This window comes from Psychrobacillus sp. L4 (assembly GCF_042944905.1).
Lineage (GTDB): Bacteria > Bacillota > Bacilli > Bacillales_A > Planococcaceae > Psychrobacillus.
Genome location: NZ_CP168496.1, coordinates 2629978 through 2656976 on the forward strand (window position 1 = coordinate 2629978; position 26999 = coordinate 2656976).

Genomic DNA, 26999 nt, shown 5'->3' on the forward strand with positions numbered 1-26999 from the left:
GTCTTTTTACTTTATCCATTCACTTAAAGATTGCAGTAGGTATGTTGGTTTCTCCACCTGTTGCTGCACATCTTCTGTTAGAGTGACTCCGCTATTGACATGGGCCGTATGAATGCCCATCCGAATTCCTGTCAAAATATCTGTCTCGTAATTATCACCAATCATAACCATTTCGTCTTTATGAAAGCCATATTCTTTTAGAATAAGTTCCAACATAAACGGTTGCGGTTTCCCCATAAATAGGGCTTCCACACCAGTTGAGTGTTCTACAAGTTTTGTGAAAGCTCCATTTCCAGGTAGAAATCCTCTCTCAGTAGGGAAAGCATGATCACTATTTGTAGATAAAAATACTGCTCCTGCACGAACCGAGAGACAAGCATTGGCAAGCTTGTCATAATTGATGTCATGATCAATTCCCATCACAACGACATCAGCTAACTCTTCTGTTCGGTCAATTCGTTTCATGTCTAGCGCATCTTGTAATCCATTTTCTCCAATCATAAACACAGACTTCCCATGATAATGTTCATCAATATAATTAGCAGCTGCAATAGAAGAAGAGATTATATGATCTTCATTCGTATGGATATCCATATGCACAAGCTTTTGCTGTAATTGTTTTTGTGTCATGGAAGAATTGTTCGTCACAAAAAAAGGATCAATTCCTTTTCCTTGTAAATGGTGAACAAATTCAATTGCTTCTTTTATAGGAGTCTTCCCTTTATATACAGTGCCATCTAAATCTAAACAATAGGCCTTATAATGTGACATTAGAATCCTCTGGTAAAAAAGCGGAGACAGGACCTAATTCATTCTCTAAATAATTCTCCACCATTGATGGAAATTGTTTTAAATAAGGAAGATTAGAAAGTAATACTTGTGCTAATTGCGTATGATCGATGGAATGAAAATCACGGACAAGTACTTTTCTATAATCAATTACTTCTTTTAAAGGAGCATCCATCGCTGTTGTTATTACTTTTTCGTCTGTCAAAATGTCTATAATGTCATCGTAACCGCCTGGATCTCGCATGATGAAACCGTCAATCATGGAGTTTCCTATATCTATAATGGACTCAATCAAATTTTGGCCGAGCCGTTCAAGTGCTAGCTTCGACACTTCATCTTGATTCCAGTCTGTTCTATCTTCGAGTAATTTAATTAATGCATTCATATGAGTAATAGTCGTTTTTATTTTTTTTCGATCCACAAAATACATCGAAATGCCTCCTAATTTTTGTTCGGTTGATATTAAGTTCTATTCTATAGTACCATATTTAAAGGATAGGAAGGAGTGTTACATAGTGGAACGATTTTTCTTGTATGATGATGTAGAAGATACAAAAACAAGGTTCGTTGGATTTACGGGTGATTCTCAACGCTATGATTTAGCTGTTGTACAAAGTTCTCGCTTTTTCGGAAAAGTTCTCGTGATGGATATCCAATATGGCCGAGCTGCTATTTTAGGACCTGATGATTTAGAAGAACCAGGTTATTTAGAGCATATATATAATAGAACCGAAGTCGAAGCAGAGGAATTAAGGGATTACTTAAGAGAATTACTAAATTAGAATACGCAAGCGTCCTTTTAGTGCACCAGTTCATCACCAATTCCCAAGTGCTTTGGACTAAACATTGGCTACACTATTAACGAAGACTTTTATGGAGGATCTGGAAGTGACTGCGTCACTTCCAAATCCTCTTTTTTCGATAATCTTGTGGCGGATGTTTGTCCGTTGCCCTCTTGAAATATGTGGAGAAATGGTGCATTAGGTTTGGTTAATGAGAGAATGAATCCTTTTCTACTCTTTTAAAAGCGGACGAAGAGTCAATTTCGTCCGCTCAGCGCTTCTTTATCAATAGATACAACTTATTTTTTTCTCTGTTTCTGCTTGCTATATTCTTAAACAAAGGTAAGTACCAGAAGCATATTCCCTTACATTTTTAGCACTGTTGATTTGAGCGGAAGGCGGCGACTCGGGAAAAGCGTGTCCAGGTGAGACCCTACAACGAAGCGAGGAGGCTCACGAACAGCCCGCGGAAAGCGTACACCTGCAGTGGAAATCAACCTGTTCATAGCATAAAAAAAACATTGAGCAGATCATAAATGATTCTGCTCAATGTTTTCTTGTTCTAATTCATCTGTTTCAACTGGCACTATTTTTGGTGCAACACCTGTTTTTTTTATTAAAAAATATGCGCAGCCAAAATTACAATATTCATACAAGTAATCTTTCATTGTACTTATTTTTGTATCAAATGTAGCTTTATTATTTCGATCCTCAAAAAAGCCCTTTAATCGGAGTTGATTGTATCCCCAGTCTCCCATAATATAGTCGTATTTAGATAATATTTCACTATATCTTTCTAAAAAAGCTTCTTCTTTAAATGCTTCACGGTAATCCTCTACGACTTCATATGTGTATCCCTCAGCAATAATCACTCCATCACCATCCATTAGCTATTTTGAGTAGCGAGTTGTTCCTCACCTTGTGCTTGTCTTTGTTTCGCAGCAGCATTCACTTGTTCATCTGCATGATAACTACTTCTTACAAGAGGGCCAGCTTCACAATGTGAGAATCCTTTACTCATTGCAATTTTACGTAATTCACCAAACTCAGCAGGTGAATAATATTTTAACACTGGTAAGTGTTTTTTCGATGGTTGTAAATACTGACCAATTGTCATAATGTCTACGTTATTTGCACGTAAGTCATCCATTACTTCTAATATTTCTTCATGCGTTTCTCCTAAACCTAACATTAAAGAAGATTTAGTAGGAATAGTTGGTTGCATTTCTTTTGCACGACGTAATAACTCCAGTGATCGATCGTATTTTGCTCTTGCACGTACTCTAGGAGTTAAACGGCGCACTGTCTCGATATTATGATTCAAAATATCTGGTTTCGCATCCATAATGTTACGGATATTCTGTTCAATTCCACCCATATCAGAAGGTAATACTTCAATAGAAGTAAATGGGTTTTTACGGCGAATAGCACGAATCGTTTCAGCAAATACTTCGGAACCGCCGTCTTTTAGATCATCACGAGCAACTGCTGTAACGACAACATGCTTTAAGTTCATAATAACAACAGAATCTGCCACACGTTCTGGTTCTGCTAAATCTAGCTCCGTTGGAAGACCTGTTTTGACTGCACAAAAACGGCATGCACGCGTACAAACTGCTCCAAGAATCATGAAAGTAGCTGTTCGACGTGAACCCCAGCATTCGTGAATATTTGGACATCTTGCTTCTTCACAAACTGTATGTAAATTGTTTTCACGCATTAACTTTTTTAGACCTTTATAGTCTTCATTTGTATTTAACTTTATTTTTAGCCAATCAGGCTTACGTTGATGCTCTGTTTTCGTTGGTTTACACGATGTCATTATTTTTTCGACCCCATTCTAAAAAAAACTAACTACACTGTTGACAATGTAACATATTATTTAATTTCAAACAACCTAATCATATCTCGAAAACCTAGTTTTCTCATAGAAAAAAAGGGTATATTATATACCCTACTTAATTGTTTGGAGTTGTATTAGGTATTTCCACTGAAGGGCGGATCCCCTCTCCTTTCGTGTAAAAATTTGGAACCTGCCCTTGGACTAATCCCATTGCCACTGGAATTGTTTGCTCAACTTCACTCATTTTACTTGCGAGTGGCACAATAATTTGGACATTTACTTTTATTCGAATCTTTATTTCAACTAAGGCACTGTTAATCCCAAACTCTGTAATGCTCGATTCTACCGTAGATTGTACATTTCCTATTACATGAAATCTTATGGGAATTTTCGGACCTAAGTTACCAATAAGCGGAATATTAGTTGCTTCTGCCAATGGAACATAAAACACCACTCCACCTTTGTCTTCCATTGCATGCTCATCATATTCAATATCATCTAAATAAGGTAAACTGGATAGATTTCCTCTTTCCGCTTGTTCTAAATGATATTGCACTAAGCTATTCGTTTCGGATAGTTTCTTAGTAATGATATCCGTATTAAATTTCATGGTTTGCATATTTTTGCTACCAGACGGAACCTCATCCATAATATCATTTACATCTAATACAATTTTTGAGTTCTCATTAACCGCTTTACTAATGACCATGGAAGCAATTTTAGTAGTTTGAATTTCCGCGTATTGAAGGAAAGTAGGAGTTAATCTACTATTGACCCAATATAATAAACCTGCAATGGAAAGTATAAAACAAGTCAAAAAAATGGCCAATTTACGCTGATTCGTAAAAAATATGAAACGTTTCTTTTTTCTATAAAACAGAAAAAATCCCCCTAATTACTTATATGTAATGGAAGGATTTTATATGTGAATTAACTTTTCATTCTTGTTGTTTTCCATACCACTTCATAACATCCCGTATGAACTCTGGCATAAAATATTGTTTGTTTGCAAATTTAAATGCAGGAAAAAAATAACCAAAAGTAAACATATCTAACGTTGCAAGAGCATACGTTTTTTCTAGTTGAATAATTTCTCCCTTTACATAAACGTCACCATTATTCTGTTCAGTTAATCCCTCAAATTGCATGGTACCCAAATATTCACCTCTAAATCCCAATCCTTTTACTTCGAGAAGTGGCCATTGTTCATTTTTGGATAGATGAATCGTTTCTAACAATTCTACTCCAGTTAACGTGATAACGCACGGATTTATTGGATGAGGTAATAGTTTATGTAAATCACTAGCAGTAATATTCCCTTTTGGTAAATCTGTTAAGAAAATACCTGCAGGAAATATCGCACAATCAGCCCCTGTAAATGCTAAAAGCGCTTTTCCAAAGTAATCAGACATATTAGAGGAATGAAACCAATCTTTCTTTAAAAATATAGAGTTTTGAAAGAGTATAGTAGCTAATTTTTGCTCCCCAATCCGCTTCCATGTTTCCAATTGCTCTAAATCATTAGTAGGTTTATGAAGATCTTCTACTGGATATAGGGCTGCCTTTTTAGAGATAATTCGTTTACAGCTATGGTCATAATCCAAGGTAACATGACCTATATAGGCTCCATATTTACCTGCAGCGGCTTGTAGTGTTCCATTTACCATTTTTCCTTCTTCAAAAAAGTGGTGTGTATGTGAACCAAAAATAACATCAATTTGGGGAATTTGTTCGGAAATTAATTCGTCTTGCGATATCCCTAAATGCGACATACACAGGATAATATCCACTTTATTCTCCATTTCCTCACAAACTTCTTTTAATCGACTTATCGGTTGTTGAGTATGCCATCCTAACTTTTCATAATAAATGCCAAAATTAGCTGTAGCGGCTACAATTCCTATTCGTATACCAGAAGGAGTTTCATGGATTTTATATGGCAACATCCATGAAGGAATTGCTCCGTCTTGATTTGTAAAATTGGATACAATGACCTCAAAGTTCGCATCCGTGTAGAGATTTTCCAATTCCTCATGACTTAAAGTTATTCCTTCGTTATTGCCAATTGTGACATAATCATAACTAGCTGCATTCAACAACTCAACATTCCCTCTACCAAGTGTACCTTCAGTGAAAATATTTGATCGATCGATATGATCACCGATATCTAAAATAAGCACAGTATCATGCATCGCTCGTCTTTCAGAGAGAAACTGATGAATTGTTGGCCAGTTTTCTAAGTGACTATGCAAATCATTCGTATGATAAATTTGAATTGTTTCTCTCAACATGCTCCCACCTTTTTGATATCTAACCTTAGAGGGCAATGACTTACCCTATCTTCACTTACATAAGACCTGCAATAATTGACCGAATACCCAATAAAAGTAAAACGATACGAAGCGCAACCACCAATGTCTCTGAGTTGAGCTTTTTATTTAAACTTGCACCATATTTTGCGCCAATATATGCTGCTGGAATAACAGGAATCGTATAAAGCCAAGGAACATTCCCTAATGAAATATGTGTGATGGAATTGATAATAGAAGATAAAAATACCATAAACATAGACGTTGCAATTGCAACATGTGGAGGAAATAGAAATAATAATATCATAGCAGGAACAATGATAGATCCTCCACCAATGCCAAATAGACCTGAGGCAAACCCAACTCCAAACGTTAACACTATCGCAAACCAAATTGGATAACCATATACATACGTATCTTTATCATCTGTAAATGTTCTTTTTTTACCGTTTTCTACAAACCACTTAACAGTTTTTAAATATTTTCGCACAAGCAAAAGAGTAGATAATATGATTAATAATATTCCAAAATATAAATTAAAGGATGGTAGATCTAGTCCTTTATTTACAAAAGCACCAAGTATTGTTCCAGGTATACTTCCAATAAAGAAGATAAATCCACTTTTAAAATCTACCGTTTTTGTTTTCGTATAGGAAAGTGTAGAAGAAAGTCCTGTGAAAATCATCATTACTACAGATAGCCCTACTACACTCTGGGGAGTAATATTAGGAATTAATCCAAGTGTTGTACCAAAAAACAAAACTGCTGGAACTAAAATTACACCGCCGCCTAAACCTACTAATGCCCCTATTATCCCCGAAAATAGACCCGCGGCTACAAGTACTACCCATTCCATTAAATCCCACCTTCAAATAAGTCTAGTTGTTTTGGAGCTAATCCTTCAAACTCAATGCCAAGCATTTGTTTAAAAGTGTTTGCATTTTTGGACGCATGCCCTCCTGAATTATTATTAAATAATACCACTACTTCATCTGCTTGTTTATGTAATTGCTCGCAAACTTTTTGAATTGCGGTTAGCTCTTCTTTATTATAGTCGTATAGATAGCGAACTTCTCGCCATTTTACGTTATTTCCTGGATTAATCCATCCATATGTATTTCGTCCATGTAATCGGTATAAAACTTTGTTTGACGTAGGGATGGGAACTTGAGGGACACAGCCTTCGCCAACTTGTGGTTCGTCACAAACTGTATGATGAAATTGGTGTTCCCTTAAAAATTGAATTGTTTTATCCTTAAAATGAGGAGCATACCATGACTGGTGACGGAACTCAATTGCAACATCGAACTCTTTCAGTTCTTCTCTTACTCTCATGATATAGTCTACATTTTCCTTTTCACATTTAAACCATGGTGGAAATTGTACTAATACCATAGAGAGCTTTCCATGCTCTTTAAATGGTTCGATGGACGCTCGATAAATCTGGAACATCTCATTTACAGAATCAAATGGAGATTCTCCCCGAAGATGTCCAGTAATTCCTTGAAATGCTTTCACCACAAATTGAAAGTTATCAGGTGTTTCTTTTAGCCATTTATGTGTATTTTTTATTGGCTGGATTGCATAGAACGAAGCATCAAGCTCTACTACTGGAAAATAAGAGCTATAATCTTGAAGCTTCTGTTTTGCAGAGGAAGTATATAAATCCGGATGATCTCCCCATCCTGTTAAACCCACCTTAATCATGTAATCACCCCACTATTTATACAAATATATCATATCATTATCTTTGTTTAAGTGACAAAAAATGAACCTCTCCACACCTGCATTCCTTTTTAGGATAAATAAAAAGGCAACAGGGATGAATTTATTTCATCCTGTTGCCTTCATCATAAAGGTTATCGAATTAACCGATAGAACCTTCCATTTCGAATTTGATTAATCGATTCATCTCAACCGCATATTCCATCGGAAGTTCTTTTGTGAATGGCTCGATGAAGCCCATTACGATCATTTCAGTTGCTTCTTCTTCGCTTAGCCCACGACTCATCAAGTAGAATAATTGTTCTTCTGAAACTTTTGAAACTTTCGCTTCATGCTCAAGAGAAATATTATCATTCAAGATTTCATTGTAAGGAATTGTATCGGAAGTCGACAAATTATCCATGATTAATGTATCACATTCAATGTTAGCACGAGCACCAGTTGCTTTGCGTCCAAAATGAACGATACCGCGGTACGTTACTTTTCCGCCTTGTTTCGAAATTGATTTCGATACAATCGTTGAAGAAGTATTTGGTGCTAAATGCATCATTTTCGCACCAGCATCTTGATGTTGTCCTTTACCAGCAATCGCGATAGAAAGTGTCATACCACGAGCACCTTCACCTTTAAGGATAACTGCTGGATATTTCATTGTTAATTTTGATCCAATATTTCCGTCAATCCATTCCATCGTTGCGTTAGAATCACAAACCGCACGTTTTGTAACTAAGTTATACACGTTGTTTGCCCAGTTTTGGATCGTTGTATATCGGCAATAAGCATCTTTTTTAATAATTATCTCAACTACTGCACTATGAAGTGAATTGGTTGTATAAACAGGAGCTGTACAACCTTCTACATAATGTACAGAAGCACCTTCATCAACAATGATTAGTGTACGTTCGAATTGACCCATATTTTCTGAGTTAATGCGGAAGTACGCTTGAAGTGGAGTATCCACTTTCACACCTGGTGGTACGTATATAAATGATCCACCTGACCATACTGCTGAGTTTAGTGCAGAGAACTTATTATCAGAAGAAGGAATTACGGTTCCCCAGTGTTTCTTGAAAATGTCTTCATTTTCACGTAAAGCTGAATCCGTATCTTTAAATACGATACCTAAATCTTGAAGCTCTTGTTTCATATTGTGGTAAACCACTTCTGATTCATACTGCGCTGAAACACCTGCAAGATATTTTTGTTCCGCTTCTGGAATACCAAGCTTATCAAATGTTGCTTTGATTTCCTCTGGCACTTCATCCCATGATTTCTCGGTTCCTTGTGAAGGTTTTACATAGTACGTAATTTCATCAAAGCTTAATGAACCAAAATCTCCACCCCATTGTGGCATAGGTTTAGAATAGAAAATTTCTAATGCTTTTAAGCGATAATCTAACATCCATTGGGGCTCATTTTTCATACGTGAAATTTCTTCCACAATTTCTTTCGTTAACCCACGTTTTGAACGGAAAATGGATACGTCTTTGTCGTGGAAACCATATTTGTAATCACCAATTTCAGGCATTTTTTTTGCCATCGTATTTCCTCCGTTCTTATATTATTTCTCTTCTTCGGAAATGCCTTTTTCCATGGCTTTCCAAGCAAGAGTTGCACATTTAATACGTGCTGGAAATTTAGAAACACCATTTAATGCCTCTATATCGTCAAGGTCGATAGTCTCATCATGTTCTTTCCCTAACATCATTTCTGAGAAAACAGTAGAAAGCTTTAAAGCCTCTTCTACTTTCTTTCCTTTAACTGCTTGAGTCATCATAGATGCGGATGCCATCGAAATGGAACAACCTTCCCCATCAAACTTTGCATTTTGGATTACTCCATCTACCACTTGAAGTGTTAAATGAATGCGATCTCCGCAAGTTGGGTTATTCATATCAATTGTTAAAGCACCATCCTCAATGCTACCTTTGTTACGAGGATTTTTATAATGATCCATAATTACTCGTCTATATAGTTGATCTAAATTAGAAGACATCGCTAAAATACTCCTTTGCAGTGCGCAATCCAGCAACTAGTTGGTCAATATCTTCTTCTGTATTATAAATATAAAAACTTGCTCTCGCAGTTGAATTACATTGTAACCACTTCATCAATGGTTGTGCACAATGATGACCTGCCCGGACAGCAATTCCATTCATATCAAGTACAGTTGCAACATCATGTGGATGCACATCATCTAAATTAAATGTTACAATTCCCGCTCGCTTAGAAGGATCTTTAGGTCCATAAATTGTTAAACCTTCAATTGAGGACATTTTATCCATTGCTAAAGCAGCTAGTTCATGTTCATGCTTTTCAATTTCCTCTAGTCCGATTTCTTCTAAGAAATCAATCGCTGCTCCAAGTCCAATGGCACCTGCAATTATAGGCGTTCCACCTTCGAATTTCCAAGGAAGCTCTTTCCATGTAGATTCATACAAACCTACAAAGTCAATCATTTCCCCACCAAATTCAATCGGTTCCATTTCTTCCAGCAATGCTTGTTTTCCGTAAAGTACACCAATACCAGTAGGACCGCACATTTTATGTCCTGAAAATGCAAGAAAATCACAATCTAAATTTTGAACATCCAGTTTTAAATGTGGTGCGGCTTGTGCACCGTCCACTACCATTATAGCTCCATGCTCATGCGCAATTTGCGTAATTTCCTTAATTGGGTTCATCGTACCTAATACATTCGACACGTAAACGATCGAAACGATTTTTGTCTTATCTGTTATAGTTCCACGTACTTTTTCTAGAGATAAAGTTCCATCTTGTTCTAAGTCAATATATTTAAGCGTAGCGCCTGTTTCCTTTGCAAGTTGTTGCCAAGGAATAATATTGGAATGGTGCTCCATATGCGTTATAACAATTTCATCGCCTTCTTTTACATTTGCTAGGCCGTAGCTTCTTGCAACTGTATTGATAGCTGTAGTTGTTCCACGCGTGAATATTATTTCTTTTGTAGATTTAGCATTGATAAATTTTCGAACCTTTTCACGTGCTCCTTCATAACCTTCCGTCGCACGGTTTCCAAGTGTATGCACCCCGCGATGTACATTCGAGTTATCAAATTCATAATACTTTTTTATTGCTTCAATTACTTGAACGGGTTTTTGAGAAGTGGCACCACTATCTAAATAAACAAGTGGATGTCCATTAATCTCTTGGTTTAATATGGGAAAATAGCGTCGAATCTCTTTACTGAGCATTAGCGAACTTTCCTTTCAATAACCTCCGTCAGCTGTTTCTTCACGCCTTCGATCGGTAGTTCGTTTACAACTGGAGCAAGGAATCCGTGAATAACCAGACGCTCTGCTTCATGCTTAGAAATACCACGGCTCATTAAATAGTACAACTGAAGTGGATCTACTCGGCCTACAGAAGCTGCATGACCTGCTGTTACATCATCTTCATCGATTAAAAGAATCGGGTTTGCATCTCCACGTGCTTTTTCGCTTAACATTAGAACACGAGATTCTTGCTCTGCATTGGATTTCGTTGCTCCGAATTCAATTTTCCCGATACCATTGAAAATAGAAGATGCTTCATCTTTCATTACACCATGTTTCAAGATTTGACCATTGGTATGTTTGCCCCAATGAATAACTTTTGTTGTAAAGTTTTGTTTTTGTTTCCCGCGACCGACAACAACCATTTTTACATGTCCTTCTGAATTGTCACCAACTAAATGTGTAACATTTTCAGAAATTGTATCGCTGTCATTCATCATTCCAAGTGCCCATTCAAGAACAGCATCTCGCGCTGTAACTCCACGACGGTTTACATACGTAGTAAAACCTTCTGCTAGAACGTCTACTGTACCAAAAGTTACTTTTGCATTGTCTTTAGCAATTACTTCAGAAACAATATTTGCTAACCCGTTTGCATGTTCTACGGTTGATAAATAGTTTTCCACATACGTGACAACACTATTATCATCTGCAACTAATAACGTATGATTGAAAAGAGATGCATTTTCGTCATCGTGTAAATAAATAACCTGAATTGGCTCTTCTACTACTACGTTTTTCGGTACATATAAAAATACTCCGCCGTTTAAAAGTGCTGCATGTAGTGCTGTAAGCTTATGTTCGTTAACTTTTACGCCATCAGTCATAAAGTATTTTTGAACAAGCTCGCTATGTTCACGCATAGCAGTGTAAATATCGGTAAAAATAACGCCTTTTACTTTCAAATCTTCCGATAAAGAAACAAATGCTGGTGTGTTATTGTGTTGAATGTATATATTTTTTTGTTCTTCTGCATTTACAATTGTTTTTAATTCTTCAGGTAATTGGTCTAAAGAAGCAAACACATTGCTTTCTACAGTATGTGTAGGAAATTCAGTGAAATTCCAATTAATAATTTTTGTTTTATCTGGCTTTGGCATTGGAAGTGTTTCAAGCGCACCTAGTGCTTTAAGACGAAGTTCCGTCATCCAACTTGGTTCTTGTTTACTTTCTGAAAAGGAGCGGATATCCTGCTCGGTTAATGCCAATTTTGTTTCAACCGTCATGCTGATTCGTCCCCTTTCTTATGCTTCTTGTCCAACTGTCTCGTCTTCAATTCCTAATTCAACTTTAATCCAGTCATATCCTTGTGCTTCTAATTTTTGAGCAAGCTCAGGACCTCCAGATTTAACAACACGCCCTTGCATCATTACATGTACATGATCAGGCGTTATGTAGTTAAGCAGGCGTTGGTAGTGAGTGATTACTAAACTTCCGAAACCTTCTCCACGCATTTCATTGATACCTTTTGAAACAACTTTAAGTGCATCGATATCTAGACCAGAATCAATTTCATCTAAAATAGCGAATTTTGGTTTTAACATCATTAATTGAAGAATTTCGTTACGTTTCTTTTCTCCACCTGAGAATCCTTCATTTAAATAACGTTGAGCCATGTCTAAGTCCATTTCTAAAAATTCCATTTTGCTATCAAGTTCGCGAATGAACTTCATTAAAGAAATCTCATCGCCTTCTTCGCGACGTGAATTAATAGCAGATCGTAAGAAGTCAGCATTTGTAACTCCTGTTATTTCACTTGGATATTGCATAGCTAAAAACAGACCGGCTTGAGCGCGTTCGTCTACTGCCATTTCTAATACGTCTTCACCGTCCAATTCAATTGAACCAGAAGTAACTTCATATTTAGGATGCCCCATAATAGCAGAAGCTAAAGTTGATTTACCAGTACCATTTGGACCCATAACCGCGTGAATTTCATTTGTATTAATTGTTAAATTAAGACCCTTTAAAATCTCTTTACCGTCGATAGCAACGTGTAAATCCTTAATCACTAAAGTTGACATTTAATAACCTCCATTAGGTAACTATGAATGGTATTCCATTCTAATTTATTATCATTCTAATCTTAACCCAAAGTCTACTGCCTTGCAAATCTTTTGAAATACTTTCTCATTTAGAATGCAAAACGATTGTATTTCATGCTTTCTATTCACTTTCACCTAAACTTCATGCAAAAAAATAATCCTCCTATATTTTCAATAACATCACCTAAATGAGAATCAATTTCACTATGTATTTTTTTTCAACAAAAAAACCCATAGAGATACTGAACTGACCTAGCGATATGAGACACATATAAAACACCTATTTTAGGCTGCCGCAATGCCAAATTCTTTTGGTGTTAGGTAGCCTAATTTTTCTTGGATACGTTCTTCATTGTAATGATGAAGATATTCGTCAATTCGTTGTATAACGCAAATATTGCTCAATGAATTAAACTTAGTTAAATAAAATTCTTCTGTTTTTAAACTAGAATGATAGGATTCGATAACAGCGTTATCCCAACAGTTGCCGCGTCTGGACATGCTACTCACTAGATGATTCTCCTTCAAGCAATCCTGATACGCATATGATGTGTAAACACTCCCTTGATCAGAATGTACAATGACTTCCTGCGGATTTCCACGAGCTATCAATGCCTCTTTAAGCGTATCTATTACCAACGGTGTCTGTTGATGATTGTAGAGCTTATAAGCGACAATTTCATTATTATATAAATCCATGATCGTCGAAAGATATAAAGTGACGCTACCATATTGAATATACGTAATATCTGTTACCCATTTTTCATTCGGTTTACTAGCTGTAAAGTTACGATTCAATAAATTTGGGGCAATTACTACTGACTCTCCTTGTGATTTCCATTTTCGTTTTTGCTTCACTTTGCATTGAAGATTATACTTCTGCATGGTTTTCTGGACCGTATTGCGGTCTAATTCAATTCCATATTCTCTTTTCAATAACGCCTTAATTTTACGATGACCATTGCGGTATTTCGTTTTCTTGCATAGTTCGATGATTGCTTCTTCTGCTTTGGTTCGAACGTATTCTACACCTTCTGCTAACCAACGATAAAAGGTGGATCGAGGCACCTGAAGGGCTGACAGAATTGCCGTTACTGTATATTTTTTTCGATACTTTTCCACGATTTGAAGAACTAGCTGTTTTTCAACTCCTTTACCATTTCCATATACTTTTTTAGAATCTCATTCTCCATTTTCAAATGGTTCATTTGTGTATCTTTCTTCTCTTCTTCACTCTTAAATTCAGGTCCATGCCCAAATGAATATTGCTTCCCGATCGGTTGATCGAAACGATGAATTTCATTCGCTCTATACCATCTCATCCATGTCTCAATTTGAGATTTATTCTTAATTCCGTATTTCTCCATAATTTCTTTCGTCGTAAGATGACCGCTCATTTTATCTTTCACGACTGCCCATTTAATTTCACTTGAATACACGTTTTTGCCCATGCAAAAACACCTCCGATTTAAGTACTTGTTTTAAGTGTACCACTATCGAAGGTGTTTTATATTGTCTCATTATTTTAGGTTAGTCCAATACATTTCTCCATGGATTCTTCTTTTCTATTATATTATCCTCTAAAGGCTTGGGCATAAATTTTCGCGACTAGTTGGACACTCTTCTCATAATCTCGCTGTCTTCGTTGTTCAACCTTCAAACGTAAATCTTGGCTGTTTCGTACTTCACTATATCCAAAACCGTGAACTCCTCTAAACGCGTGTTCCATTTGTTCTGTATAAGGCAACTCTTCCAAACTAATAATGAATCATTCCTTTCACATTTTAAAACAACTACTCTATTAGTCTACCCATTTGAAAGCATGTCAAACCTTATTTTTTGGAAGAAAATTTATCTACCATGGTCACTAATGCTCCATCACCAGTAACACCATGAGCTGAAATCATTGTTTTTCCTAACATAAACATAAAAGGAATAGATGTAGTCTTTTGGTAGGGGCATACGGGATTCCTTTTGGAGCAGAAGGGCTCTCTTTAGGGGCATATAGCATCCGGTTAGGAGCACTTGCATTTGGTAGGGGCATACGGGATTCCTTTTGGAGCGGATGGCCTCTCTTTAGGGGCATATAGCATCCGGTTAGGGGCACTTGCATTTGGTAGGGGCATACGGGATTCCTTTTGGAGCGGATGGCCTCTCTTTAGGGGCATATAGCATCTGTTTAGGAGCACTTGCATTTGTGTAGGTGTTGTGTAAAATCAGTTATCCACAGTTAATTTATTTTCCATATAAAAGCCCTTCATCTAGTTGATGAAAGGCTTTTTCATTTTATAAATAGTACATTTGTTATTGCCGTGTTTTATTAGATCCGAGTTGGAAAGAATATGTTTAGCTTCATACCTATTGTTTAAAAGTAGAAATTCTCTACATTCTTTATTGGTGATAGAATCTTTGTACAATAAAAAATAGGTAGTTAGTGCATTCTTATATGCATAGGGATCATTAGTCTTGCAAGCTGGACAATGCCATGTGCGCTTAAGTTTTAGCATACCGATAAAACCGCATTTACTGCATTCTACTCCTCTTATAAGTTCTTCTGGTTGTATGGAATAATGTTTAGTTAGAGGAAATTTAGCAAATGGGGTGTTTTTCATTAGAAGAATATCTTTCATTTTTTCCATTTCTTCCATTGTAAGTGTGGGTTTATGTTTTTGAAATTGTCGAAGGTATGGCCTGACTTCGTTCCTATTAAGTATTATTGCTTTGTCAGTAGAAGTTTTCACAAAACTATTTCGGGATGCGAATACAACAGCACCAAAGATTGGAACTAAAATATTATGATCCATGAAAAATTGTGAAAGTTGGTATTTGTATTCGTTTAGTTGGAGAGCGGGGCAAGGGTATTTTTTTATTTCCCCTGTTTCTTTTCGTTGGATGAGCTGGGATGGATTCTCTTGGAACTCTAACTCGCCAATAATATTTTTGACTTCTAAAATAACTGCACCAAAGGGAGTGATTAGTAAGAAATCCAATTCGAACGTATTCTCTGCATGCAGTAACAATTTGTGAAACACATAATATTTAAACGGTAGCTGCATTTTTTCCAGGTCTTTATATACTATTTCTTCCCCAAAATCCCCTCCTTTTGTTGCACCAATTTCATTCAAAATCTTTACATATAGTCGATGCTCTGCGGGTAATCGTTTTAATAGTTTTTCCATTGCTTCCATATGAATAGAATCAGCATAAATTTTAGCAATAATTTTCATCACCTCCAAATCAGAATAGCATGAACAATTAATTAAATCTATTAATATATTGTTTTTTGTGCATTCCAATTTCCAAAATAAAAGAAGCAGGCACAATTTCCATGCCTGCTTCTACCTTATTATTTCACTGGAACGACTGCACCTTTCCATTTATCAAGAATGAAATCTTGAATCTCTTTTGATTTCAAAGCTTCTACAAGTTTCTTAATAGCTGGTTTATTTTCATCGCCTTTACGAACAGCGATAATATTTACATATGGAGATTCTTTATCTTCTAATGCGATAGAATCTTTGATTGGATTTAAGCCTGCGTCGATTGCATAGTTAGAGTTAATAAGAATTGCGTCGCCTTCACCGTTTTCATAAAGTTGCACTAAAAGAGCTGCCTCATAATTTGCGTCAAACTTTAAATTTTTAGGATTTTCAACAACGTCTTTTACTTCCGCTTTCGTTTTATCAATACCATCTTTAAGTTTAATCAAACCTTTTGCTTCTAATAAAGATAAAATACGTCCGTGGTCCGCAACAGAGTTACTCATAATAATAGTAGCGCCTTCTGGCAACTCTTCTAATGATTTATATTTCTTCGAGTAAACACCGATTGGTTCAATATGAATTCCGCCTGCGTTTACAAAATCATAGCCATTGTCTTTAATTTGAGATTCTAGGTAAGGAATGTGTTGGAAGTAGTTAGCATCCAATTCTTTTGATTCTAAATCTTTGTTTGGTAAGATATAGTCTTGGTATGTTTCAATTTGAAGGTCAATACCTTCCTTCGCTAGTATTGGTTTTACTTGCTCTAAAATTAATGCATGTGGAACATTAGAAGCTCCTACTACTAATTTAGTACTTTCTTTCGCACCATTGCTACTATCTTTTGCACCACAAGCAGCTAACGCTAATAAGCTTACTGCTATTAATGCTCCTACTAATAACTTTTTCATTACATATTCTCCCCTTTTTATCTTTTTATTGTATATGATCGAGTAAACTCGTAAACACCAATTATCTTTTATCGATTTTAGATGTAATTACATCACCAATCCATTGAATAATAAATACCACAATCAAAATAAGTATGGTTGCAACTAAGGTAACATCGCCTCTAGAGCGTTGAAATCCGTCTAAAAAAGCTAGAGTACCAAGTCCACCAGCACCAATAATGCCCGCCATTGCAGTATACCCAACTAGCGAAATGCAAGTAACCGTAATACCAGAAACTAATGATGGCAACGATTCTGGCAATAACACCTTCCATATAATAGTAGAAGTTTTTGCCCCCATCGATTTCGCCGCTTCTAAAACACCTTTGTCAATCTCTCGAAGTCCGATTAATACCATTCGTGCATAAAACGGTGCTGCTCCTATAACAAGCGCTGGGAAGGCAGCATTTGGGCCGCGCATTGTACCGACCAGAAATATGGTTAATGGAATCAATAAAATAATTAAAATAATAAATGGAATAGACCGAAAGATATTTACAACTGCTCCTGTAAGCCAGTTAGCGAATTTATTGGCCCATGCTTGATGTGGACTAGTTAGAAATAATAGTAGTCCAAGTGCTAACCCAATAACAAATGTTAATAAAGTTGATATTGCTGTCATATAAAGTGTTTCTAGTGCAGCATCCCACATTTTTGGCCAATCAACATTAGGAAAAAGCGTATTAATCATTGTTGATCACCTCTGTATTTACTTTTTGTTCGTGTATGAATCGAATTCCTTCATCAATTGCTTTAGCATCACCGTCTAATTGAAGGATTAGTGTTCCATATGCACCGCTTTTCGTATGCGATATATTTCCTTGCACAATATTTACTTCTAAATCAAATTGTTTTATTAATCTCGAAAGAATTGGTTGCTCTGTTTGATCTCCAACAAAAACAAGTTTTATCAACTTCCCGTTTGGATATAACTCTCCCAAGTTTTGTATCGTCTGTTTCGCTTGGTTCGTTTCGGAGACCTGTGAAACAAATCGCTTTGTGATGGCTTGCTGAGGATTTTGGAAAACTTCTAATACATCTCCCTCTTCTACGACAAGACCATTTTCCATTACTGCTACCCTGTTACAAATTTTTTGAATGACTTGCATTTCATGGGTAATCAATACGATGGTTAACCCCAATTTTTCATTAATACTTACCAATAAATCTAAAATCGAATCAGTCGTTTCCGGATCAAGTGCAGAGGTTGCTTCATCGCAAAGCAGCACTTCTGGACGATTTGCTAATGCTCTAGCAATCCCAACTCGCTGCTTCTGACCACCTGATAATTGAGATGGATAATAGTCTCCTCGCCCATCCAAACCAACTAGCTCTAGTAGTTCTTTCACCCGGGCAGACCGTTCTTCTTTAGGTACACCTGCTATTTCAAGTGGAAAAGCAATATTTTCTGCAACTGTTCTTGACCATAACAGATTAAAATGTTGGAAGATCATACTAACTTTTTGTCTTACTAGACGTAGTTTTTCTTCATTTATGGAAGTAATTTCTTTATTATTTACGATTATTTGTCCGGAAGTCGGCTTTTCTAATCCATTCAATAGTCGGATCATTGTACTTTTACCAGCGCCACTGTACCCAATAATCCCGAATATTTCACCTTGTTTAATATCAAGATTTACATCATCCACGGCGACAATTGTACCTTGTTTCGTACTAAACTTTTTCGAAACATTTTTCAAACTAATCATGCAAATCCTCCTATTCTTGTGGTATTTATGCCACCTTATTACCTTGCGACATTATTCGTAGAAAATGTATTCTTTCTACTCTTAAAACATAAAAACCCCTTCTGCAAAAGAGCAGAAGGGGTGTACGTTATCATAAAAAATAACAGTCATCCATTCTCTCATTTCCCAAAGCAATTGCTTTGCGTGACTTGGCACCATTTCATTTTCATGACGGTTGCCGGGCTTCATAGGGCACTTCCCTCCACCTCTCTTAATAAGAGCGACACTATTTAATTGTTGTTAGTAAATCGAATTCTATCACGACATCAAATTCTCGTCAACACTTTTTATTTTTTCAAATAAATAAGGTACCGACTGAAATGCGTATATCTTATCATGAACTTTACCATTCTTAGCGATTAATAAACAAGGAACACTCTCAATCTCGTAATCCATTGCAAGATTTCCTAAAAAGTTTATATTCGCTTGACCAATTGGGTATTGCACCAATTCCTTTATTACGAGCATCATCTTAGATGCTACTTGGCAAGTGCCACACATTGGCGTGTATATATATAAAAGAGAAAGGTCAGGCGTATTTTTAGCTTGCTCCCATTCTACTCGCGTCCATTCATTCACATGCATCATCCTATAATAAAAATTCTTTTTTCACTTTAATATTAGCATGATTTAATATAGAAGCCAAAACTTTGAGTGGGGTTTTTTCTACTTCACCATACATTGGAATAATATATAAATGAATGGCTTCTGGAAATTCCCTTCTAACGACAGAGCGAATTTGTTCACCTGATTTGTCCGCATCCAAAAATGCATAAATCGGTACATCCTCAAAAGGACTTAACAGCTCTTCTAGATTCACATTAGAAATAGTACCATTTGTACAAATAATTTCAGGGTCTTCCGCAAGAATGCTTAAAAGTCGTAACTTATCTGATCTTCCTTCAACGAGAATTACTTTATCACTGAACTCCATTAGCTCCCACCCTATTTCATACTCTCCATTAGTATATGAAAAAGTGCCAGTTTATATCAACTCGATTGCTTCAAACTATTATATTTTCCATTAGCACCACCGATGTCCGTAAACCCATAAAATGTTGCTATACGCCCATAAACGGATGGCATATGCCCGTACTAAAACCATCCACCCCTAAAGCAATGCTATATTCCCGTAAAGCGAGGCTATCCACCCGTAAAAGGATGTCATGTGCCCATACCAATTCCATAAACCTCTAAAGCAGTGCTATATGCCCGTAAAGTGAAGCTATCCGCCCGTAAACGGATGGCATAAGCCCATACCAATTCCATAAATCCATAAAGCAGTGCTATATGCCCGTAAAGCGAGGCTATCCGCCCATAAACAGATGTCATGTGCCCGTACTAAAACCATCCACCCCTATAGCAATGCTATATGCCCGTAAAGTGAAGCTATCCGCCCGTAAAGCGAGGCTATCCGCTCGTAAACGGATGGCATAAGCCCATACCAATTCCATAAACCCCTAAAGCAGCGCTATATGCCCGTAAAGTGAAGCTATCCGCCCGTAAATGGATGGTATGTGCCCCTACCAATTCCATAAACCCATAAAGCAGCGCTATATGCCCGTAAAGTGAAGCTATCCGCCCGTAAACGGATGGCATAAACCCATACCAATTCCATAAATCCCTAAAGCAGTGCTATATGCCCGAAAAGCGAGGCTATCCACCCGTAAATCTTTGCTATAAAACTCCTTTGATTTCTATAAGCCCATAAACCGTCGTTAAAACCATAAAAAAATAGACATCCAATTAACGATCAATTGGAATGTCTATTATTTGATCAAGTAATTCCGAATGGAACGGCGCTACCTTTATTATTCTTGAATCAATTCGTCATATTGTTCAGCGGATAATAGTTCATCCATTTCTGATAAATTAGAAGGTTCTACAACGATCATCCATGCATTTTCATACGGAGATTCGTTTACAAATTCAGGGCTATCTTCTAATTCCGAGTTCACTTCTACTACCTTACCACTAATAGGTGCGTAAAGTTCCGATACAGTTTTTACTGATTCTACACTACCAAATGGGTCTCCGGATTTAATATCGTCTCCAACTTGTGGAAGCTCTACAAATACGATATCCCCTAATTCTGATTGTGCAAAATGTGTAATACCAATGCGAACTTTACCGTCTTCTGTTTTAACCCATTCGTGCTCTTCTGAGTATTTTAAGTCTTTAGGTGTTGTCATGATATACCCCTCTCAATTTGTTATACATTCATTTATAATATTCACATATTTTCAGTGTAAAAACAAGCTACTTTATACGCTTTTCCAAATATGTTCAAACTCTTCTTCCTTGAATCCTAGCGTTAAATGTACTCCATCAAACACAAGTGGTCTTTTGATAAGCATCCCATCAGAGGAAAGAGTTTCAATTTGTTCTATTTCTGTCATATTTGGAAGCTTGTCTTTCAATTGTAATTCACGATATTTTGTCCCACTCGTATTAAACAATTTCTTTAAATCTACATTAGTTGTAGCTAGAATCTCTTTGATCATTTTTGGTGAAGGCGGTGTTTCAACAATATGATTATTTTCAAATTCAACACCGTTATCTCTTAGCCATTTACTCGCCTTATTGCACGTACTACACTTTGGGTATCCAAAAAATTGAATCGTCATATCTTCTCACCTTTTTTCTTTTTATCATATCATAATACCATTGCTGAAAAGCAATGGTATTATGCGACGAGCTTTGCGCAGGAGCACACGGGTTTACCATTGCAAAATTGCAATGGTAATATGCGACGAGCTTCTCGCAGGAGCACATGGTTTTGACCATCGCTGAATCGCAATGGTCACAAAAAAACCGATCCACATAGAATCGGCTTTTTATCTTTATTAAACGATGTATTTTTCTGCATCAATTAATTTAACAGATGCTTCACGTTTTTTAAGAATTAAATTATATGGCGTGTTACGAGTTAATTTACGTAAAGCAGAAATCATCATGCGTAAAGTATCACCTTCAACAGATGCAATCAGCGTTTCTTTCGCTGCTTTTTCAATTTCTTCAAATGCTTCTTGGCAGAAAATTTGTGTATATAGTAGTTTTTGCTGTGCCTTTTCTACCCCATCACGACCAACTGCTTTTTCCGTACGCAATACAGCTGATTCCATTGCAAATAAGTTATTGGCGATATTTGCGATGTTAACTAATACTTCTTGCTCTGCCTCTAACTTTGTACCAAAGCGTTGTGCAGCAAGACCAGCAGCAAGTAAACCGATTTTCTTTGCATTTGCTACTAATACTTTTTCTTGTGCAAGTGGCTCGTCACTAACTTCTTCTGGCATCATCATTAATAGCTCTTCTTGTAAGCTTTGTGCTTTTTGAAGTAGTGGTAATTCGCCTTTCATTGCTTTTTTCAAGAACGTACCTGGAACGATTAATCGGTTAATTTCATTTGTTCCTTCAAAAATGCGATTAATGCGGGAGTCACGATAAATGCGCTCCACTTCGTATTCTTGCATAAAGCCATATCCCCCGTGAAGCTGAACTGCTTCGTCTGCGATATAGTCTAATACTTCTGATCCTACTACTTTATTAATAGAGCATTCAATTGCATACTCCGCAATAGAAGCTGCAATTGCTTTTCCGTCTTTTTGTTCTTCTTCACTTAATTGACTCATACGATCTTCAAAATATCCAACTGTACGATAGATTAAGCTTTCGGTTGCATACAATTTTGAAGCCATTGTTGCCAATTTTTGTTTCGTTAGATTAAAAGAAGAAATAGGCGTTTTAAATTGTTGACGCTGGTTTGTATAAGAGATTGCTAGCTCTAATGCTCGCTTAGATCCACCAACTGTGCCCACGCCTAATTTGTAGCGGCCAATGTTCAAAATATTAAAGGCAATTACGTGACCGCGTCCAACTTCCCCTAGCAAGTTTTCCACTGGCACCTCGGCGTCTTGTAAAATAAGTGTACGGGTTGAAGAAGATTTAATACCCATCTTCTTCTCTTCTGCACCAACGGATACGCCAGGAAATTCACGTTCTACGATGAATGCGGAGAATTTATCTCCATCTATTTTTGCATAAACAACAAATACATCTGCAAATCCTGCATTCGTAATCCATTGCTTCTCCCCATTTAAAATGTAATGAGTACCTTCTGCATTTAATTTCGCACTCGTTTTTGCTCCTAATGCATCGGAACCTGAACCTGGCTCTGTTAACGCATAAGCAAAAATTTTCTCACCGGATGCTGAGTTTGGTAAATACTTTTGTTTTTGCTCTTCATTACCAAATAAAACGATAGGCAAAGTACCGATTCCTACATGTGCTCCGTGCGTGATAGAGAAACCACCAGCTACAGATAGTTTCTCTGCAATTAAAGCAGATGAAATCTTATCTAATGCAAGGCCGCCATATTCTTCAGGAATATCAGCTGCAAGTAAACCTAGATCTCCTGCCTCTTTTAATAAACGGACCGAATGCTCAAACTCGTGATGTTCTAATTTTTCAACAACAGGTAACACTCGACTTTTCACGTAGTCATCTGCTGTTTTAGCAATCATCTTTTGCTCATCAGTAAAATCCTCTGGAGTAAATACTCGACTTGCATCTATGTCTTCTACTAAGAAACTTCCGCCTTTAATTACATCCTTAACTACAGTCATACTCATTTCCCCCTGTTTGAATGATAGATTAGTTTATAATAGCTCAAACACTCCGGCAGCTCCCATTCCCCCGCCGATACACATCGTAACAACACCGAACTGCTTACCTTGTCGTTTTAATTCACTGATTAATTTTAAAGATAATACAGTTCCAGTAGCTCCAAGTGGATGTCCTAATGCGATTGCTCCACCATTTACATTTACTTTATCTATATCAATTCCTAAATGACGAACTACTTGAATCGCTTGCGAAGCGAATGCTTCATTAACTTCCCATACATCGATATCTTCTATTGATAACCCGGCTAGTTTCAATGCTTTTGGTACCGCTACAATCGGACCAATCCCCATTACTTCTGGTGGAACGCCACCAACTGCGAATGAACGAAATTTTGCGATTGGTTTTAATCCTTGTGCATCCGCAACTTCACGGCCCATCACTAGAACTGCCCCTGCTCCGTCTGAAGTTTGAGAAGCATTTCCTGCTGTTACAGATCCACGTACATTGAATACCGGACGCAATTTCGCTAATGTTTCGACTGATGTACCAATACGTACACCTTCATCCATATCGAATAAAAACTTTTTCACTTGTGCTTTATTATTTTCATCCACAAAATGCTTCACTATTTCGACAGGAACGATATCATCATTAAACTTACCTGCTGCAATAGCTGCTGCCGCAAGTTCATGAGAACGAACTGCAAAAGCATCTTGATCGGCGCGGCTTACACCGTATTTGTTCGCTACTTGCTCGGCAGTATGCCCCATTCCCATATAATATTGGGGTGCGGTTTCAGCTAGATGTGCATTTGGACGAATGGTATTTCCCATCATTGGTACCATGCTCATCGATTCTACTCCACCAGCAATTATTGCTTCTGAAGACCCCAGCATGATTCGTTCAGCTGCATATGCAATGGTTTGCAATCCCGAAGAACAAAAACGATTTATTGTAATAGCTGGGGTTGAATCCGGTAGACCTGCTAACGCTCCAATATTTCGAGCCACATTCATCCCTTGCTCTGCTTCAGGCATTGCACATCCTAATATTAAATCATCGATTGGGCCATCATAGCCCCCCGCTCTTTTCAACGTTTCCCTTACAACTAAAGCTCCAAAATCATCTGGACGAACAGTTGCTAAAGATCCTTTTTTCGCTTTTCCTATTGGTGTTCTTGCACCTGCTACGATAACTGCTTCACGCATAAGTTTTCCTCCTTTTACCTGAACGCAAAATTAGTTGCGTAATGGCTTACCTTTCACTAGCATGTACTGCATTCTTGCTTGTGATTTTGGTTCTGCAACTAGACTTAAGAAAGCTTCACGTTCTAAATTAAGTAAATATTGTTCATCCACTAAAGTGCCATATGGAACTTCGCCACCCGCAATGACATATGCAAGTTTTTTCGCTATTTTCAAGTCATGGTCACTAATATAGCCAGATAAGAACATTCCCTCTGCTCCTAACAATAAAGTTGCATAACCAGGTGAACCTGTTACAGGTACTTTTTCGCGAATTGGCGCTTTATATCCAGCTTCCGAAAGGGAAAGTGCTGCCTGTTTTGCATCATATAATTGATGATCCGGATTCACACTAATACCATCCGCAAAGTTCAAGAAGTTATTTTCCCGAGCTTCTTCTCCAGAAGTCGAAACTTTCGCCATTGCAATTGTTTCGAATACTTTGTTTGCAACATTTTGGTAGTCTACTTGAACACCATTCGGAAGGCCTTTTAAATGTTTCATATATAGTTCTTTGTTTCCGCCACCACCAGGGATTAGACCAACCCCTACTTCAACTAGCCCCATGTATGTTTCAGTTGTTGCTTGAATATGCGCTGCTGGCAAGCAAGCTTCCGCTCCTCCTCCTAACGCCATAGCAAAAGGAGCAGCAACAACAGGTTTAGAAGAATATTTTATTTTCATCATCGCATTTTGAAAGCTGCGAACAACGAAATCTAATTCAAATGTATTATCATCTTGCGCTTCCATTAAGATCATGCCAAGGTTGGCCCCTACACTAAAGTTTTTTCCTTGGTTTCCAATGACAAGACCCTTATAATTCTTTTCCACTTCATCTATTGCAAAGTTGATCATCTGGACGATATCTATCCCGATAGAGTTTGATTTAGAGTGAAATTCAAGGAGTGCAATTCCGTCTCCTAAGTCTATTAAACTAGCACCAGCATTGGATTTAATGACACCATATTTTTTCTTATATCTTTTCAAATCAATTACTTTTTCATTTACAGGTACGATTTTGTAGTCATTTCCATCGAAAAAGTAAAGGTCTCCATTTTCTTCTTTATAGAAAGTATTGAATCCTTTATCTAACAATGATTGAGTGAAATACGGGATTTCTAGCCCTTCCGCCTTCATTTTTTCAACGGATTCGTTTACGCCGATTGCATCCCATATTTCAAACGGACCTTGTTGCCAACCAAATCCCCATTTCATCGCTTGGTCAATTGCTACGATATCATCTGCAATTTCTCCGTGGAGCTCCGCGGAATATAGAAGTGTTGGGCTTAAAATGCTCCATAGAAGTTCCCCAGTTCGGTCTTTTGCATACGTTAATGTTTTCACTTTCGCAGCAAGCCCTTTTTGTTGTTTCGCCATTTCCATGGAAGCAGTATTTAGTTTTTTTACTGGTTCATATTCAAGCGTATCTATATTCAATTCCAAAATCTCTTTATCTTTTTTCAAGAAGAACCCTTGCCCTGTTTTTGCTCCAAGCCATTTGTTTTCAAGCATTTTATGCAAGAAGTCCGGAATATCAAATACTCTTTGCTCTTCCCCAGATGTTAAATCATGAACATTTTTTGCAACATGAGCAAAAGTATCAAGTCCGACTACGTCCAGTGTACGAAATGTAGCAGATTTAGGGCGACCGATTAATGGACCGGTGACAGAATCGACTTCCCCTACGGAATATCCACGTACTTGCATTTCGCGTAAAGACACGAGTAAACCATATGTACCAATTCGGTTGGCAATAAAGTTAGGTGTATCTTTTGCTAAAACGACCCCTTTCCCTAACACTTCTTCCCCAAATTGCTTCATGAATTCAATAACTTCGGCATCTGTTGATTTAGCAGGAATAACTTCTAAAAGCTTTAAATAACGAGGTGGATTAAAAAAATGTGTTCCTAAGAAATGTCTAGCAAAGTCTTCCGAACGACCTTCCACCATTGCATTAACGCTGATTCCAGAAGTATTAGAACTAACAATTGTACCCGTTTTCCTTACTGCATCTATTTTTTCGTATAAGCTCTTTTTCACCTCTAAGTTTTCCACAACTACTTCAATTATCCAGTCCACATCTTTTAATTTTTCTAAATCATCCTCTAAATTACCCGCAGTTATTAACTGTAGATTTTTGGAATATGTCAGAGGAGCTGGTTTTTGTTTTAATAGTTTTTGTAATGCATTATGAGCGAAACGGTTTCGAACAACTGGATGCTCCAAAGATAAGCCTTTTCCATCTTCTTCTTTACTAACTTCTTTTGGAACAATATCTAATAAAAGTGTCGGAATTCCGATATTCGCTAAGTGTGCGGCAATTCCAGAACCCATTACTCCCGATCCTAAAACAGCTGCCTTTTTAATTTGATATGCCAT

Annotated in this window: 26 protein-coding genes and 1 riboswitch; of the genes, 1 reads left to right on the top strand and 25 read right to left on the bottom strand. The window is 37.1% G+C overall.

Annotation, left to right across the window (positions count from 1 at the left end):
* Window positions 1-6 precede the first annotated feature (6 nt).
* Entirely contained in the window at window positions 7-771 is a 765-nt protein-coding gene (locus tag ACEPXG_RS12700) for a TIGR01457 family HAD-type hydrolase (RefSeq protein ID WP_391202937.1), read from the bottom strand.
* Window positions 758-1219: a DUF86 domain-containing protein gene (locus ACEPXG_RS12705; RefSeq protein ID WP_391116671.1), complete on the bottom strand. Its 462-nt coding sequence runs from the start codon at window positions 1217-1219 to the stop codon at window positions 758-760. Before ACEPXG_RS12705 ends, ACEPXG_RS12700 begins: the two co-directional genes overlap by 14 nt.
* 85 nt (window positions 1220-1304) lie before the next feature.
* On the opposite strand from ACEPXG_RS12705, the gene ACEPXG_RS12710 reads away from it, so the two are divergent.
* Window positions 1305-1571, top strand: coding sequence for a DUF3055 domain-containing protein (locus tag ACEPXG_RS12710; RefSeq protein ID WP_391116673.1), 267 nt, complete (start codon window positions 1305-1307; stop codon window positions 1569-1571).
* Between the two features lie 530 nt (window positions 1572-2101).
* Here the strand turns inward: ACEPXG_RS12710 and ACEPXG_RS12715 are convergent.
* The 23 genes from ACEPXG_RS12715 to ACEPXG_RS12825 all read right to left on the bottom strand — a co-directional run bounded on the left by ACEPXG_RS12715 (window position 2102) and on the right by ACEPXG_RS12825 (window position 26999).
* Window positions 2102-2443 carry a YutD family protein gene (locus ACEPXG_RS12715; protein ID WP_391123231.1) on the bottom strand — a complete coding sequence of 114 codons (342 nt, stop codon included), beginning with the start codon at window positions 2441-2443 and terminating at the stop codon, window positions 2102-2104.
* Window positions 2444-2457: 14 nt separating this feature from the next.
* Entirely contained in the window at window positions 2458-3393 is a 936-nt protein-coding gene (lipA, locus tag ACEPXG_RS12720; protein WP_391116675.1) for a lipoyl synthase, read from the bottom strand.
* 136 nt (window positions 3394-3529) lie between these two features.
* Window positions 3530-4231, bottom strand: a complete 702-nt coding sequence (yunB, locus tag ACEPXG_RS12725) for a sporulation protein YunB (protein ID WP_391202940.1) — start codon at window positions 4229-4231, stop codon at window positions 3530-3532.
* Between the two features lie 121 nt (window positions 4232-4352).
* A complete protein-coding gene (locus tag ACEPXG_RS12730) occupies window positions 4353-5705 on the bottom strand; it encodes a bifunctional metallophosphatase/5'-nucleotidase (protein WP_391116679.1) in 1353 nt (450 codons plus the stop codon).
* Window positions 5706-5760: 55 nt separating this feature from the next.
* The gene (locus tag ACEPXG_RS12735) at window positions 5761-6579 is read right to left on the bottom strand and encodes a sulfite exporter TauE/SafE family protein (RefSeq protein WP_391202943.1); all 819 of its coding nucleotides are present in this window, start codon (window positions 6577-6579) and stop codon (window positions 5761-5763) included.
* Entirely contained in the window at window positions 6579-7430 is an 852-nt protein-coding gene (locus ACEPXG_RS12740; protein WP_391116683.1) for a DUF72 domain-containing protein, read from the bottom strand. Before ACEPXG_RS12740 ends, ACEPXG_RS12735 begins: the two co-directional genes overlap by 1 nt.
* Before the next feature lie 160 nt (window positions 7431-7590).
* Entirely contained in the window at window positions 7591-8988 is a 1398-nt protein-coding gene (gene sufB, locus ACEPXG_RS12745; protein WP_391202946.1) for a Fe-S cluster assembly protein SufB, read from the bottom strand.
* A gap of 21 nt (window positions 8989-9009) precedes the next feature.
* On the bottom strand, window positions 9010-9444 hold the full coding sequence (gene sufU, locus ACEPXG_RS12750; RefSeq protein WP_391116685.1) for a Fe-S cluster assembly sulfur transfer protein SufU: 435 nt from the start codon (window positions 9442-9444) through the stop codon (window positions 9010-9012).
* The gene (locus tag ACEPXG_RS12755) at window positions 9434-10663 is read right to left on the bottom strand and encodes a cysteine desulfurase (RefSeq protein WP_391202949.1); all 1230 of its coding nucleotides are present in this window, start codon (window positions 10661-10663) and stop codon (window positions 9434-9436) included. The genes sufU and ACEPXG_RS12755 overlap by 11 nt, the downstream gene beginning before the upstream one ends.
* On the bottom strand, window positions 10663-11970 hold the full coding sequence (gene sufD, locus ACEPXG_RS12760; protein ID WP_391116689.1) for a Fe-S cluster assembly protein SufD: 1308 nt from the start codon (window positions 11968-11970) through the stop codon (window positions 10663-10665). Before sufD ends, ACEPXG_RS12755 begins: the two co-directional genes overlap by 1 nt.
* A gap of 18 nt (window positions 11971-11988) precedes the next feature.
* A complete protein-coding gene (gene sufC, locus ACEPXG_RS12765; protein ID WP_391116691.1) occupies window positions 11989-12768 on the bottom strand; it encodes a Fe-S cluster assembly ATPase SufC in 780 nt (259 codons plus the stop codon).
* A gap of 306 nt (window positions 12769-13074) precedes the next feature.
* Window positions 13075-14240, bottom strand: a protein-coding gene (locus ACEPXG_RS12770; RefSeq protein ID WP_391202224.1) for an IS3 family transposase whose coding sequence is annotated in 2 segments (ribosomal slippage) — window positions 13075-13964 and window positions 13964-14240 — 1167 coding nt in all. Because the reading frame shifts where the segments join, the coding sequence is not laid out codon by codon here.
* An 810-nt stretch (window positions 14241-15050) separates the two neighbouring features.
* A complete protein-coding gene (locus ACEPXG_RS12775) occupies window positions 15051-16016 on the bottom strand; it encodes a nuclease-related domain-containing protein (RefSeq protein WP_391202952.1) in 966 nt (321 codons plus the stop codon).
* 119 nt (window positions 16017-16135) lie between these two features.
* The gene (locus tag ACEPXG_RS12780) at window positions 16136-16960 is read right to left on the bottom strand and encodes a MetQ/NlpA family ABC transporter substrate-binding protein (protein WP_391202955.1); all 825 of its coding nucleotides are present in this window, start codon (window positions 16958-16960) and stop codon (window positions 16136-16138) included.
* A gap of 61 nt (window positions 16961-17021) precedes the next feature.
* Window positions 17022-17690, bottom strand: coding sequence for a methionine ABC transporter permease (locus tag ACEPXG_RS12785; protein ID WP_391116699.1), 669 nt, complete (start codon window positions 17688-17690; stop codon window positions 17022-17024).
* On the bottom strand, window positions 17683-18708 hold the full coding sequence (locus ACEPXG_RS12790) for a methionine ABC transporter ATP-binding protein (protein WP_391202959.1): 1026 nt from the start codon (window positions 18706-18708) through the stop codon (window positions 17683-17685). The genes ACEPXG_RS12785 and ACEPXG_RS12790 overlap by 8 nt, the downstream gene beginning before the upstream one ends.
* A 155-nt stretch (window positions 18709-18863) precedes the next feature.
* A riboswitch (SAM riboswitch) is annotated at window positions 18864-18968 on the bottom strand.
* Window positions 18969-19005: 37 nt separating this feature from the next.
* Window positions 19006-19332, bottom strand: coding sequence for a thioredoxin family protein (locus ACEPXG_RS12795; RefSeq protein ID WP_391209894.1), 327 nt, complete (start codon window positions 19330-19332; stop codon window positions 19006-19008).
* Window positions 19333-19336: 4 nt separating this feature from the next.
* Window positions 19337-19681, bottom strand: coding sequence for a hypothetical protein (locus ACEPXG_RS12800; RefSeq protein WP_391202962.1), 345 nt, complete (start codon window positions 19679-19681; stop codon window positions 19337-19339).
* A gap of 877 nt (window positions 19682-20558) precedes the next feature.
* Entirely contained in the window at window positions 20559-20939 is a 381-nt protein-coding gene (gene gcvH, locus ACEPXG_RS12805; RefSeq protein ID WP_151700745.1) for a glycine cleavage system protein GcvH, read from the bottom strand.
* 72 nt (window positions 20940-21011) lie between these two features.
* Window positions 21012-21374: an arsenate reductase family protein gene (locus tag ACEPXG_RS12810; RefSeq protein WP_391202966.1), complete on the bottom strand. Its 363-nt coding sequence runs from the start codon at window positions 21372-21374 to the stop codon at window positions 21012-21014.
* 219 nt (window positions 21375-21593) lie between these two features.
* Window positions 21594-23375 carry an acyl-CoA dehydrogenase family protein gene (locus tag ACEPXG_RS12815; RefSeq protein WP_391202969.1) on the bottom strand — a complete coding sequence of 594 codons (1782 nt, stop codon included), beginning with the start codon at window positions 23373-23375 and terminating at the stop codon, window positions 21594-21596.
* Between the two features lie 33 nt (window positions 23376-23408).
* Window positions 23409-24584, bottom strand: a complete 1176-nt coding sequence (locus tag ACEPXG_RS12820; protein ID WP_391202972.1) for an acetyl-CoA C-acetyltransferase — start codon at window positions 24582-24584, stop codon at window positions 23409-23411.
* 30 nt (window positions 24585-24614) lie between these two features.
* The gene (locus tag ACEPXG_RS12825; RefSeq protein ID WP_391202975.1) at window positions 24615-26999 is read right to left on the bottom strand and encodes a 3-hydroxyacyl-CoA dehydrogenase/enoyl-CoA hydratase family protein; all 2385 of its coding nucleotides are present in this window, start codon (window positions 26997-26999) and stop codon (window positions 24615-24617) included.

Bases quoted from the DNA above. Each gene is read 5' to 3' on its own strand.
- sufD (WP_391116689.1), bottom strand. From the start codon at position 11,970: ATGACGGTTGAAACAAAATTGGCATTAACCGAGCAGGATATCCGCTCC.
- ACEPXG_RS12790 (WP_391202959.1), bottom strand. From the start codon at position 18,708: ATGATTAGTTTGAAAAATGTTTCGAAAAAGTTTAGTACGAAACAAGGT.
- ACEPXG_RS12795 (WP_391209894.1), bottom strand. From the start codon at position 19,332: ATGCATGTGAATGAATGGACGCGAGTAGAATGGGAGCAAGCTAAAAAT.
- ACEPXG_RS12810 (WP_391202966.1), bottom strand. From the start codon at position 21,374: ATGACGATTCAATTTTTTGGATACCCAAAGTGTAGTACGTGCAATAAG.
- sufB (WP_391202946.1), bottom strand. From the start codon at position 8,988: ATGGCAAAAAAAATGCCTGAAATTGGTGATTACAAATATGGTTTCCAC.
- ACEPXG_RS12825 (WP_391202975.1), bottom strand. From the start codon at position 26,999: ATGGCATATCAAATTAAAAAGGCAGCTGTTTTAGGATCGGGAGTAATG.
- ACEPXG_RS12815 (WP_391202969.1), bottom strand. From the start codon at position 23,375: ATGACTGTAGTTAAGGATGTAATTAAAGGCGGAAGTTTCTTAGTAGAA.
- gcvH (WP_151700745.1), bottom strand. From the start codon at position 20,939: ATGACAACACCTAAAGACTTAAAATACTCAGAAGAGCACGAATGGGTT.
- sufU (WP_391116685.1), bottom strand. From the start codon at position 9,444: ATGTCTTCTAATTTAGATCAACTATATAGACGAGTAATTATGGATCAT.
- sufC (WP_391116691.1), bottom strand. From the start codon at position 12,768: ATGTCAACTTTAGTGATTAAGGATTTACACGTTGCTATCGACGGTAAA.
- ACEPXG_RS12800 (WP_391202962.1), bottom strand. From the start codon at position 19,681: ATGGAGTTCAGTGATAAAGTAATTCTCGTTGAAGGAAGATCAGATAAG.
- ACEPXG_RS12755 (WP_391202949.1), bottom strand. From the start codon at position 10,663: ATGCTCAGTAAAGAGATTCGACGCTATTTTCCCATATTAAACCAAGAG.
- ACEPXG_RS12700 (WP_391202937.1), bottom strand. From the start codon at position 771: ATGTCACATTATAAGGCCTATTGTTTAGATTTAGATGGCACTGTATAT.
- ACEPXG_RS12775 (WP_391202952.1), bottom strand. From the start codon at position 16,016: ATGAAAATTATTGCTAAAATTTATGCTGATTCTATTCATATGGAAGCA.
- lipA (WP_391116675.1), bottom strand. From the start codon at position 3,393: ATGACATCGTGTAAACCAACGAAAACAGAGCATCAACGTAAGCCTGAT.
- ACEPXG_RS12705 (WP_391116671.1), bottom strand. From the start codon at position 1,219: ATGTATTTTGTGGATCGAAAAAAAATAAAAACGACTATTACTCATATG.
- ACEPXG_RS12740 (WP_391116683.1), bottom strand. From the start codon at position 7,430: ATGATTAAGGTGGGTTTAACAGGATGGGGAGATCATCCGGATTTATAT.
- ACEPXG_RS12785 (WP_391116699.1), bottom strand. From the start codon at position 17,690: ATGATTAATACGCTTTTTCCTAATGTTGATTGGCCAAAAATGTGGGAT.
- ACEPXG_RS12735 (WP_391202943.1), bottom strand. From the start codon at position 6,579: ATGGAATGGGTAGTACTTGTAGCCGCGGGTCTATTTTCGGGGATAATA.
- ACEPXG_RS12780 (WP_391202955.1), bottom strand. From the start codon at position 16,960: ATGAAAAAGTTATTAGTAGGAGCATTAATAGCAGTAAGCTTATTAGCG.
- ACEPXG_RS12820 (WP_391202972.1), bottom strand. From the start codon at position 24,584: ATGCGTGAAGCAGTTATCGTAGCAGGTGCAAGAACACCAATAGGAAAA.
- ACEPXG_RS12730 (WP_391116679.1), bottom strand. From the start codon at position 5,705: ATGTTGAGAGAAACAATTCAAATTTATCATACGAATGATTTGCATAGT.